Raw genomic sequence first — 10,400 nt, forward strand, 5'->3', positions numbered from 1 at the left:
CGGAGGTGAGCATGACAGTGCAGAAGCCCGTCATCACGGTGCTCTGCCCCGACGACGGCTCGCGGCCGGCGGGACTCTCCTCACTCGACGACGTCGCCGAGATCCGATGCACCACCGCGGACTCGCTCGCCGAGGACCTGCGCGGTGCCCGGGGGCTGCTGCTGTGGGACTTCTTCTCCCGCGCGGTCTCCGACGCCTGGGGCTCGGCCGATGAGCTCGAGTGGATCCACGTGGCCGCCGCCGGAGTGGACTCGCTGCTGTTCGACGAGCTCGTCGACTCCGACGTCGTCGTCACCAACGCCCAGGGCACCTTCGACCGACCCATCGCCGAGTTCGTGCTCGGGGCGGTCTTCTCCCGCGCCAAGGACTTCCCGCGCAGCCTGCGGTTCCAGCACCAGCGTCACTGGGAGCACCGCGAGACCCAGCGCGTCCAGGGCCTGACGGCCCTGGTCATCGGCACCGGAGCCATCGGGCGGGAGATCGCCCGGCTGCTGCGCGCGGTCGGCATGGAGGTCTTCGGCGCCGGTCGCACGGCGCGGGAGCAGGACGCCGACTTCGGCGAGGTCATCGCCAGCGACGACCTCGCCCAGCACGTGGACCGCGCCGACGTCGTGGTCAACGCCGCGCCGCTCACCGCGCAGACCGAAGGACTCATCGACGCCGAGGTGCTGGCGGCGATGAGGCCGGACTCCCACCTGATCAACATCGGACGGGGGGAGTCGGTGGACGAGGCGGCGCTGGTCGCCGCCCTCGACGACGGCCCCCTCGGGTTCGCCAGCCTCGACGTGTTCGAGGAGGAGCCCCTGCCGCAGGACTCCCCGCTCTGGGGACGAGAGGATGTGCTGATCTCGGCCCACATGTCCGGCGACGTCGTCGGATGGCGCGACGCGCTGGCCGAGCAGTTCCTCGACAACGCCCGCCGCTGGACGGCGGGAGATGACCTGAGAAACGTCGTCGACAAGCGGAAGGGCTACGTCCCCCGACACTGAAGGCGCGCATGTGAGGAGGCACCACCATGTCCACCCGTCCCACCACCCTCGCCGATCTGACTGCCGCCGAGCTCTCCGCCGGATACCGGGCCGGAGACTTCAGCCCCGTGGAGGCGACCGAAGCCGCCCTGCAGCGCGTCTCCGAGCGCGACGAGGCGCTCAACGCCTTCGTGCTGGTCGATGAGGAGTCCGCCCTGGCCTCCGCCCGCGAATCGGCCCAGCGGTACCAGGACGGGGCTCCCCTGGGCCCCGCCGACGGTGTGCCGACGTCGATGAAGGACGTGTTCCTCACCAAGGGCTGGCCCACCCTGCGCGGGTCCCGGCTCATCCCCGAGGACGGCCCGTGGGAGGTCGACGCCCCGGCCGTGGCCCGCCTGCGGGAGGCCGGCGCGGTCCTGTTCGGCAAGACCACCACCCCGGAGTTCGCCTGGAAGGGCACCACCGACTCGCCGCGCTACGGCGCCACCGCGAGCCCCTACGACACGAGCACCCACGCCGGAGGGTCCTCCGGCGGGGCGGCCGCCGCCGTCGGTGCGGGGATGGGCCCCTGGACGGTGGGGACCGACGCCGGCGGTTCGGTGCGCATCCCGGCCTCCTTCACCGGGACGTTCGCGCTGAAGCCCACCGCCGGGCTGGTGCCCATGTATCCGACGCCGCCCTACGGCACCCTCGCCCACGCCGGTCCCATGACCCGCACGGTCACCGATGCGGCGATCCTGATGGACGTGATCACCGGCTACGACCCGCGCGACTGGTGTGCGCTGCCCACCCCGCGGACCTCCTTCGTCGACGGGCTCGGCGACGGTGTGGCCGGACTGCGCATGGCCTTCTCCCGCGACATGGGCTACGGCACCAACGACCCTGAGGTGGAGCGCCTCGTGGAGCAGGCCGTCCACGCCCTGGCCGAGGCCGGTGCCGAGGTCGAGGAGGTGGACCCGCCGTTCACCGACCCGATCGAGGACTTCCACGTCCTGTGGTTCACCGCCGCGGCGAAGGTCCTGGAGCCCTACGGCCAGGAGGCCCTGGACATCGTGGACCCGGCCCTGCGCAACGGGGTCGAGGAGCACCGCGGCGACACCGTGATGCAGGAGCTGGCCGCCACGGCGCTGCGCCAGGCGATGGGCGCGGCGATGGGCGAGTTCCACCAGACCTACGACCTGCTGCTCACCCCCACGATGCCGATCACCTCGTTCACCACCGAGCGGCAGTCGCCCGAGGGCTGGCGCTCCGACCTGTGGACCAGCTGGACGCCCTACACCTACCCGTTCAACATGACTCAGCAGCCGGCGGCCTCGGTGCCCTGCGGCCTGACCTCGGCGGGCCTGCCCGTCGGGCTGCAGATCGTGGGTCGTCGTCACGACGACGCCACCGTGCTCCGGGCCTGCCGGGCCTACGAGGTCGCCTCCGGGGAGCAGTTCGTGCGTCCCCCGCAGCCGGGTCGGTGACCGGCCTGCCCGTCCGGGCGCGGGCCCAGGACGTCGCCGTGACGCTCCTGTGCCCTCGGCTCAGCGGGAGGGATCCAGCACGCCGAGCTCGGGGACCATGGGTGCGTGCCGTCCGGCCACCGAGTCCACGGCCAGCCGGATGCCCTCCCAGACGGTGACCTGGTTCGCGGTGAGCACCGGCTTGCCCAGCGCCTCGGTGAGCACCTCCAGGCGGCCCAGGGTGTGCATCGCGGTGTCCGGGACCAGCATCGCCTCCGCCTCGGGGCGGTCCGCCGCCCGCACCATCTCCACCAAGGCGTCGGTGCTGAGCTCGCCCACCTCCGCGGCGGTGAAGATGCCCTGGGTCCGGAAGCCCACCGCGTCCACGTCGAACCCGGCGAGGAAGTCCCGGAAGTGGGCCGCCAGGCGGTCGGGATAGGAGGCGGCCACCGCCACCCGACGGACCCCCAGGTGGTCCAGGGCGTGGACGAACGCCAACGACGTCGACGAGGTCGGCAGCCCGGTGTGGTCGGCCAGGGCCTCCACCTGCCGGTGGGCGCCGCGGGGGCCGAAGACGAAGCTGCCGGAGGTGCACGCCCACATCACCGACTCCACGCCCTCCACGCCCTCCGCGTCCTCCGCGCCGTCTGCGTCTTCGGCGCCGTCCGGCCCGACCCCCGACCCGACGGGCAGCCGGTCCGCCCCCTCGGCCAGCCGCGCCGGGGACCCGGTCTCGGTCAGGGCCTCGGGGGTGTGTTCGTCGACGCCGATGGTGGTGTGCACCAGGTGCAGCCGCACCCGAGGCGCCACCGCCTCCTCGAAGCGGGGATAGTCGTCCTCGGCGGCGTATCCGGGGTAGAGGATCCCCACCCGGGGTGCGGCGGCGCTCATGCCGGGACCCCCTGCCTCGACGGCTCCGCGGGGTCCCGCAGTGCGGCCCCCGGACCGCAGTAGGGGAGGCCCGCGCGGTGGAGCACCGCCCACACCGAGGCCTGGTTCGCCGAGACCACCGGCTTGCCCAGCTCCTCGGACAGGGCGTCCAGCAGCCCGTAGGTGGGCAGGTTCGTGCAGGAGACGACCACCATGTCGGCGGCGGGCGAGTCCGCCTCGCGCACCAGATCGGCGGTGCGGTCGTACGGGACCGTCCAGATCCGACCGGCGAGGTTCAGATGTCCCGAGCTGACCTGTTCGAAGCCCGCCTCGGCGAAGTAGGCCGCGAACCGCGCGGTGATCTCCGCATCGTACGGGGTCGCCGTGGCGATCCTCCGCCCGCCCGCCGCACGGACCGCCTCCAGCAGGGCGCCCGAGGTCGTCAGCAGCGGTGCCCCGCCGATGTCGGCGAGCTCGGCCGCGAGTCGACGTTCGCCCGCCAGCCCGTGGGCGAAGCTGCCGGAGGTGCAGGCGTAGAGGAACTGTTCGACGTCGACGGCGATCAGGGAGCGCACCGCCTCGGCCAGCACGCCGGCGTCGCCGAGGGCCAGCGCCTGGGCGTCGCTGACGGCGAGCTCCTCGAATCGGGTGCGGGTGAACAGCATGTCGAGCTGCTCGCGGCCGTCCGCGTCGCGGGAGAACCGGCGCAGCTCACCGTCCAGGGCCATGTCATAGGGGGCGACCACACCGACGGTGGGGGTCGCGCCGGGTCCGTCGGACCTGCGGTCGGATCTGCCGTCGGATCTGCTGGGGGACTCGATCAGGGGGAAGGCGTCGGACATGCCGGCCCTCCTCTCAGCACGGAGGGGAGTCGGAGCGGCCCGACAGGGGACCGATCTCCTAGACTGCTGATGGTCGGACCCATGGTAGTGGACCCGGATCGCCCGGAGAACCCTCCGGAGGACCCGCCCGAAGCCCGTCCCGAGGAGGACCCGTGGCACGTCACATCGTCGTCGAACTGACCTCTCGAGGCATCCGCTGCACCGCCCGTCTGCTGGACGAGCAGGCGCCGCGGACGTGCCGCGCCGTCTGGGACGCGCTGCCCCAGGGGGACCAGGTCTTCCACGGCAAGTACGCCCGCAACGAGATCTACACGCTGCTCCCCGCGTTCGCCCCCGCTGAGCCCGGCCCCGAGAACACCACCGTCACCCCGATCCCCGGCGACCTGTGCTACTTCGAGTTCGACACCGACATGCTGGGGACCGCCGCCTACGGCTACGACCCCTCGGCGGTACTGGACTCCCCGCAGACGACCGGGTCCGAACCGGAGGCCCCGCGCCCGGTGATCGACCTGGCCCTGTTCTACGGGCGCAACAACCTGCTGATCAACGGCGACCAGGGCTGGATCCCCGGCAACGTCTTCGGCACCGTGGTCGAGGGGCTCGACGAGATGGCCGAGGCCTGTCAGTCCATCTGGATGGACGGGGCCCGGGGCGAGACCCTGCGCTTCTCCCGCCTCGAGGCGTGAGCCACCCTCCGGTGCACTAGGGTGGTGGCCACCGGACCCGACCGCTCCGGCCCCCTCGGGCATCGCCCACGGCCGGTGAGAGAGGAAGCGACGCCGTGACCGCGACCGTCCGCCCCGATGCTCCGTCCGCTTCCGACGCCGCCGACCTCGCCGCGGCCCTGACCGCCGCCGGGGTCTCCCGCGTCTCGGACTCCGCCCTGGACCGGGGCATGTACTCCTCCGATGCGAGCCTCTACCGCGTGGTGCCGCAGGTCGTGGCCCGACCCCAGCACGTCGACGAGCTGCAGGCCGTCCATGAGGTGTCCCGCACCCTCGCGGTGCCGGTGACGATGCGCGGAGCCGGGACCTCCATCGCCGGCAACGCCGTGGGCGAGGGCATCGTCGTCGACACCCGCGATCTGCGCACCATCCACGAGATCGACCCGGAGCGCGGCATCGCCCGCGTCGACCCCGGTGTGGTCCACGCCGACCTGCAGCGGGCCGCCGCACCGTTCGGGCTCCGCTTCGGCCCCGACCCCTCGACCCACTCCCGCTGCACCATCGGCGGGATGATCGGCAACAACGCCTGCGGCTCCCGCGCCCTGGGGTACGGCCGCAGCTCGGACAACGTGGTCTCGACCAAGGTGCTCTTCGGCAACGGGGAGGTCGCCGGATTCGGGCCCGGCTACGGATCCGAGCAGGGCTCCGAGCACGGCCCCGGCACCACCGGGCGACGGCTGCTGGACCTGGCCGGCGGGGAGCTGGGGCACATCCGCACCCACTTCGGCCGCTTCGGCCGCCAGATCAGCGGCTACTCCCTCGAACACCTGCTCCCGGAGAACCGAGGCCGCGTCGAACGGTTCCTCGCCGGCACGGAGGGGACCCTCGGGACGCTGCTCGAGGCCGAGGTCCGCCTCGTCGCCGACGACCCGCAGCGCATGCTGCTGGTGCTGGGCTACCCCTCGGTGGCCGAGGCCGCCGATGCGGTGCCCGCCCTGCTGCAGGCCGCACCGGGACGACTCATCGCCTGCGAGGGCATGGACTCCCGGCTGGTCGCCCTGGTCCGCGGGGCCGGCAAGAAGGTCCCCGACCTGCCGGAGGGCTCCTCCTGGCTGTTCGTCGAGGCCACAGGAGCCGACGCGGCCGGGGTGCTCTCCGACGTCGAGCGGGTCTCCGAGGCCGTGGGCACCCGCTACGTCGACGACGCGGCCGAGGCCGCGGCCCTCTGGCGGATCCGCGAGGACGGCGCCGGGCTGGCGGGCATCAGCCTGGAGACCCCCGCCCACTCGGGCTGGGAGGACAGCGCGGTGCCCCCGGAGCACCTGGGCGAGTGGATGCGGATCTTCGAGCGGCTGATGGCGGAGTTCGGCCTGCAGGGCTACCCGTACGGACACTTCGGCGACGGCTGCATCCACTGCCGCATCGACTTCCCCTTCCGCCACGGCGAGCCGGGCAGCACCGGGGTCTTCGCCGAGTTCATGCGCACCTGCGCCTCCGAACTGGCGGCATTCGGCGGGTCGCTCTCCGGCGAGCACGGCGACGGCCGGGTCCGCTCCGAGCTGCTGCCGATGATGTACGACGCGAAGTCGCTGGACCTGTTCTCCGCGGCCAAGGAGATCTGCGACCCGCAGAACCTGCTGAACCCCGGGATCATCGTCGACCCGGTCCCGCACACCGCCGACATCCGTCCCACCCAGCCCACCCGCGAGCTGCCGTGGCCGGGGCTGCGGATGATCCACGACGACGGCGACTTCGCCGCCGCCGCCCACCGCTGCTCCGGGGTCGGACGATGCGTCGCACCGAAGACGACCGGAGTCATGTGCCCCTCCTACCTCGCCAGCCGCGAGGAGAAGGACTCCACCCGCGGCCGAGCCCGGGTCCTGCAGGAGGCCATGGACGGCACCCTGGTGAAGGGTCTCTCGGACCCGGCGGTGCACGAGGCCCTGGACCTGTGCCTGTCCTGCAAGGGCTGCGCCTCCGACTGCCCGGCCGGTGTCGATATGGCCGCCTATAAGGCCGAGGCGCTCTACCAGACCTACGACGTCGGCGTCGACGCCGACGGTGCACCGTTGGGGGAGGGGCGACGTCGTCGTCGGATCCGCCCGCGGTCGCACTACCTGCTGGGCCGGCTGCCGATGTGGGCCCGGATGGCCGCGCCCCTCGCGCCGCTGCTCAACGCCCTGATGCGCATCCCCCCGGCCGCCGCCGCGGCCAAGTGGACCGCGGGGATCGATCCGCGGCGCTCGGTTCCGCAGTTCGCCGTGCGCACCCTGAGGCGGGCGGCGAAGCGTGCCGGAGTGTCCGCCGGGCACTCACGGGGCGAGAGCGCCCCCGAGGTCCCCGACGTGTGGATCTGGGCGGACTCCTTCACCGACCACTTCTTCCCGCAGTCCGGACTCGCCGCGATCGAGTTCCTCCGCTCTCAGGGACTGACCGTCGCCCTGGTGGGGGAGAAGGGGTGCTGCGGGCTGCCGTGGATCACCACCGGCCAGCTGGACCAGGCGCGCCGCCTCTCCGAGCAGACCGTGGAGACCCTGCACCCCTATGTGACCTCCACCGCGCCGGTGATGGCGCTGGAGCCCTCCTGCCTGGCGACCCTGCGCAGCGACCTGCTCGAGCTCTCCGACCGGCCCGAGGCCGCCGAGGTGGCCGCCGGAGTGCGGTCCTTCGCCGAGGTCGTCACCGCGCTCGCGGCCGAGGGACGGGTCCGGCTGCCGGACCTGACCGGCGTCGACGTCGTCGCCCAGCCGCACTGCCACCAGCGCTCCATCGTCGGATGGGCCGAGGACGAGGCGCTGCTCAGGCGCGCTGGGGCCTCGGTGCAGGCGGTGCCGGGCTGCTGCGGCCTGGCCGGGAACTTCGGCGTGGAGAAGGGGCACTACGAGATGTCCGTGGCGGTCGCGGAGACCGCACTGCTGCCGGCCGTCCGGGAGGCGCGCGGCCGGCGGCCGGAGACGGTCATCCTCGCCGACGGGATGTCATGCCGGATCCAGCTCGACGACCTCGCCGATGTGCAGACCCTGCATCTGGCGGAGCTGTTCGCCGCCCGGTCGACGGGCCGGGTCGGGGAACGGTCGGCCGACGCGGCGCGAACCGGGTGATCCCCACTCCGATCAGGCACAGCACGCCGCCGACCACGGCGAGCACCGGCGGCACCTCCGCCAGGAACACGGCCGAGAGCAGCAGGGCGACCGCCGGGACGGCCAGCGAGCTCGCGGCGAGCCGTCCGGTCCGCATCCGCGTCTGCGCGAACGCCCAGAGGCTGAAGCCGGCCGCGGTGGCGCCCACACCCATGAACACCGCGCCGGCCACGGCGGAGACCGGTGCGTCGGGGAGCTCGGTGCCCAGCTGACCGAGGTAGGGCAGGCAGACCAGGGTCCCGGAGGCGCATCCGGCGAAGACCGTGGTCAGCGGGTCGACCTCGTCGAGGACCCACCGCTGCAGCAGCATGCCCCCGGCGTAGAGGACCGCGGCGAGCAGGGCCAGGCAGACGCCGAGCATCGACACCTGCCCCACACCGCCGGCGACGCTGATCAGGACCACTCCGCCCAGTGCCACCCCCATGCCGACGAACAGGCTGCGCGGCCAGCCTTCGCCGAAGAGCAGGCCGGCCGCCGCGGCGACGAGGATCGGCGCCAGGTTCACCAGCATCGCGGAGGTCCCGGCGTCGAGGTGGCGCGTGGCGAAGGCCAGGACGATCGTGTAGACCGCGAACCAGCTGACCCCGTAGAGGACCAGGAGCACCAGCGCCCGCCGCCCGACCGGTCGCAGCCGGATGCGGCCCGTCGCGATCAGCACGGCCAGCAGCACGCCCAGGGCGAGGGTGGCCGCAGCCAGGCGCAGCAGCGTCAGCGGTCCCGGGGAGAGGAACGGGGCGGCGCCGCGCATGATGACGAAGGACGAGGCCCACATCAGCACGGTCAGGGTCACAGCGATCCCCGCGCGCAGGTCGGGGCGCGAGGTCTGCTCCATCTCCGCCATGGGACGATCATCCCCCATCTGCGCCCTCCGCCGCCCCACAGCGTCGAGCAGAGTAAGCTGGGTCACAGAGGAGTTGATGGTCATGGCGACGTTCCACCTCACGATGCGGCTCACCACGCAGGGCTCCACCCTGATCAAGGAGGAGGAGCACCCCACCTCGATCATCGACGGCTTCACCGGGGAGCATCTGCTGCGCGGGGCCGAAGGCTTCGTCTTCCAGGTGGACAGGGTCGAGCAGGACGGTGACCACGTGGTGGTCACCCTCAGCGATCCGGTCGACGAGGAGGGGCTGAACCGGGACCCGGTCCGCGCCCTGTTCCACGAGGGGTGGCGCGAGGCGACCAGGTGAGCGACAGGGGTGAGCGACCGGGTGACGGAGGTCTCCCGGGCCCCCGCGTTGCAGCCGGTCGCGGATTCCCGCTACCATGGACAGTCGCAGCCGGGCTGTGCTGTGCTTCTGCGCGTGTCGACACGGCGGGCGTCGGAGTGCGGCGCAGAGAAGCAGCCCGGTGGATGTGAAGCCTGGATTCCAGCGCACCGCACGTTCAGCACCACCGTCTTTCATCCGCGTGAGAAGGCACTTCGGTTGGATCTCACCCAGCCTGGTCCGTCCTCGTAAGTAGCGAACGGTGTCACAACTGGTGGCGGGACTCGGCTCAACGACTGCACATGCCCCTGCGGCGTGTGTGCTCGCGGGTTCTGCCCGTACTACGTACTTATGTTGGAGGAGTGATCATGGCAGCACGATGCCAGGTAACCGGAGTGGGGCCGCAGTTCGGCCACAACATCTCCCACTCGCACCGCCGCACCAAGCGTCGGTTCGACCCGAACATCCAGAAGAAGCGCTACTGGGTGCCCTCGCTGGGACGCCACGTGACGCTGTCCCTGTCCACCAAGGGCATCAAGACCATCGACGTGCGCGGCATCGACGTCGTCGTCGCCGAGCTGATTCAGAAGGGTGAGAAGCTCTAATGGCCAAGGACAAGGACGTACGTCCCATCATCAAGCTGAAGTCGACGGCCGGCACCGGGTTCACCTACGTGACCCGCAAGAACCGCCGCAACAACCCTGACCGCATCGTGCTGAAGAAGTACGACCCGGTCGTCCGTAAGCACGTCGACTTCCGAGAGGAGCGCTGATCATGGCCAAGAAGTCCAAGATCGCGAAGAACGAGCAGCGCAAGGTCATCGTCGAGCGCTACGCCGAGAAGCGCGCGCAGCTGAAGAAGACCCTGATCGACCCGAACGCCTCCGACGAGGAGCGCGAGGCCGCCCGCGTGGGCCTGCAGAAGCTGCCCCGCGACGCCTCGCCGGTCCGCGTGCGTGACCGCGACTCGATCGACGGTCGTCCCCGCGGCACCTTCCGGAAGTTCGGCATCAGCCGTATCCGCTTCCGCGACATGGCGCACCGCGGCGAGCTGCCCGGCATCACCAAGTCCTCCTGGTGATCGCGGGCGGCCGCCGAGCCGCATGACGCCTCAGCACGAGGGCGGGTCCTCCCACACGGAGGACCCGCCCTCGTCGTGTCTCCACCCCCACCCACCCCACCTACCCCATCCACCCCATCGGTTGGGCGTTCCGCGTCGCCCAGAACCGGGATTCGGTGACGTTGGGCGCCCCGGAACCCCCA

10 protein-coding genes and 1 pseudogene are annotated in these 10,400 nt (G+C 72.0%); 8 read left to right on the top strand and 3 right to left on the bottom strand.

The window, feature by feature from the left end; genetic code table 11:
- Positions 1-11 precede the first annotated feature (11 nt).
- Together N7E59_RS09555 and N7E59_RS09560 are read left to right on the top strand one after the other, a co-directional pair.
- The gene (locus N7E59_RS09555; RefSeq protein ID WP_261624702.1) at positions 12-989 is read left to right on the top strand and encodes a D-2-hydroxyacid dehydrogenase; all 978 of its coding nucleotides are present in this window, start codon (positions 12-14) and stop codon (positions 987-989) included.
- Between the two features lie 26 nt (positions 990-1,015).
- Positions 1,016-2,434 carry an amidase gene (locus N7E59_RS09560; protein ID WP_261624703.1) on the top strand — a complete coding sequence of 473 codons (1,419 nt, stop codon included), beginning with the start codon at positions 1,016-1,018 and terminating at the stop codon, positions 2,432-2,434.
- 60 nt (positions 2,435-2,494) lie between these two features.
- Here N7E59_RS09560 and N7E59_RS09565 read toward each other — a convergent pair whose 3' ends face one another.
- The gene (locus N7E59_RS09565; protein ID WP_261624704.1) at positions 2,495-3,304 is read right to left on the bottom strand and encodes a maleate cis-trans isomerase family protein; all 810 of its coding nucleotides are present in this window, start codon (positions 3,302-3,304) and stop codon (positions 2,495-2,497) included.
- Positions 3,301-4,125, bottom strand: coding sequence for a maleate cis-trans isomerase family protein (locus N7E59_RS09570; RefSeq protein WP_261624705.1), 825 nt, complete (start codon positions 4,123-4,125; stop codon positions 3,301-3,303). The genes N7E59_RS09565 and N7E59_RS09570 overlap by 4 nt, the downstream gene beginning before the upstream one ends.
- Positions 4,126-4,277: 152 nt before the next feature.
- Here N7E59_RS09570 and N7E59_RS09575 point away from each other — a divergent pair, with 152 nt between their 5' ends.
- Both N7E59_RS09575 and N7E59_RS09580 read left to right on the top strand, forming a co-directional pair.
- Positions 4,278-4,811, top strand: coding sequence for a DUF3830 family protein (locus N7E59_RS09575; protein ID WP_261624706.1), 534 nt, complete (start codon positions 4,278-4,280; stop codon positions 4,809-4,811).
- A gap of 95 nt (positions 4,812-4,906) precedes the next feature.
- Positions 4,907-7,891, top strand: coding sequence for an FAD-binding and (Fe-S)-binding domain-containing protein (locus N7E59_RS09580; RefSeq protein ID WP_261624707.1), 2,985 nt, complete (start codon positions 4,907-4,909; stop codon positions 7,889-7,891).
- A gap of 55 nt (positions 7,892-7,946) precedes the next feature.
- Here N7E59_RS09580 and N7E59_RS09585 read toward each other — a convergent pair.
- Positions 7,947-8,936: pseudogene (locus N7E59_RS09585) on the bottom strand (DMT family transporter); the annotation flags it as partial.
- Here N7E59_RS09585 and N7E59_RS09590 point away from each other — a divergent pair.
- The 4 genes from N7E59_RS09590 (at position 8,854) to rpsN (ending at position 10,218) form a co-directional block, all read left to right on the top strand.
- Entirely contained in the window at positions 8,854-9,120 is a 267-nt protein-coding gene (locus N7E59_RS09590; RefSeq protein ID WP_261624708.1) for a hypothetical protein, read from the top strand. The pseudogene N7E59_RS09585 and the gene N7E59_RS09590 overlap by 83 nt on opposite strands.
- 386 nt (positions 9,121-9,506) lie before the next feature.
- Positions 9,507-9,743, top strand: a complete 237-nt coding sequence (gene rpmB / locus N7E59_RS09595; RefSeq protein ID WP_261624709.1) for a 50S ribosomal protein L28 — start codon at positions 9,507-9,509, stop codon at positions 9,741-9,743.
- The gene (gene rpmG / locus N7E59_RS09600) at positions 9,743-9,910 is read left to right on the top strand and encodes a 50S ribosomal protein L33 (RefSeq protein WP_022872124.1); all 168 of its coding nucleotides are present in this window, start codon (positions 9,743-9,745) and stop codon (positions 9,908-9,910) included. Before rpmB ends, rpmG begins: the two co-directional genes overlap by 1 nt.
- 2 nt (positions 9,911-9,912) lie before the next feature.
- Positions 9,913-10,218 carry a 30S ribosomal protein S14 gene (rpsN, locus tag N7E59_RS09605; RefSeq protein ID WP_261624710.1) on the top strand — a complete coding sequence of 102 codons (306 nt, stop codon included), beginning with the start codon at positions 9,913-9,915 and terminating at the stop codon, positions 10,216-10,218.
- Positions 10,219-10,400: the final 182 nt, after the last annotated feature.

It is taken from the genome of Nesterenkonia marinintestina (genome assembly GCF_025420485.1).
Lineage (GTDB): Bacteria > Actinomycetota > Actinomycetes > Actinomycetales > Micrococcaceae > Nesterenkonia > Nesterenkonia marinintestina.

Bases quoted from the DNA above. Each gene is read 5' to 3' on its own strand.
- N7E59_RS09555 (WP_261624702.1), top strand. From the start codon at position 12: ATGACAGTGCAGAAGCCCGTCATCACGGTGCTCTGCCCCGACGACGGC.
- N7E59_RS09560 (WP_261624703.1), top strand. From the start codon at position 1,016: ATGTCCACCCGTCCCACCACCCTCGCCGATCTGACTGCCGCCGAGCTC.
- N7E59_RS09565 (WP_261624704.1), bottom strand. From the start codon at position 3,304: ATGAGCGCCGCCGCACCCCGGGTGGGGATCCTCTACCCCGGATACGCC.
- N7E59_RS09570 (WP_261624705.1), bottom strand. From the start codon at position 4,125: ATGTCCGACGCCTTCCCCCTGATCGAGTCCCCCAGCAGATCCGACGGC.
- N7E59_RS09590 (WP_261624708.1), top strand. From the start codon at position 8,854: ATGGCGACGTTCCACCTCACGATGCGGCTCACCACGCAGGGCTCCACC.
- rpmB (WP_261624709.1), top strand. From the start codon at position 9,507: ATGGCAGCACGATGCCAGGTAACCGGAGTGGGGCCGCAGTTCGGCCAC.
- rpmG (WP_022872124.1), top strand. From the start codon at position 9,743: ATGGCCAAGGACAAGGACGTACGTCCCATCATCAAGCTGAAGTCGACG.
- rpsN (WP_261624710.1), top strand. From the start codon at position 9,913: ATGGCCAAGAAGTCCAAGATCGCGAAGAACGAGCAGCGCAAGGTCATC.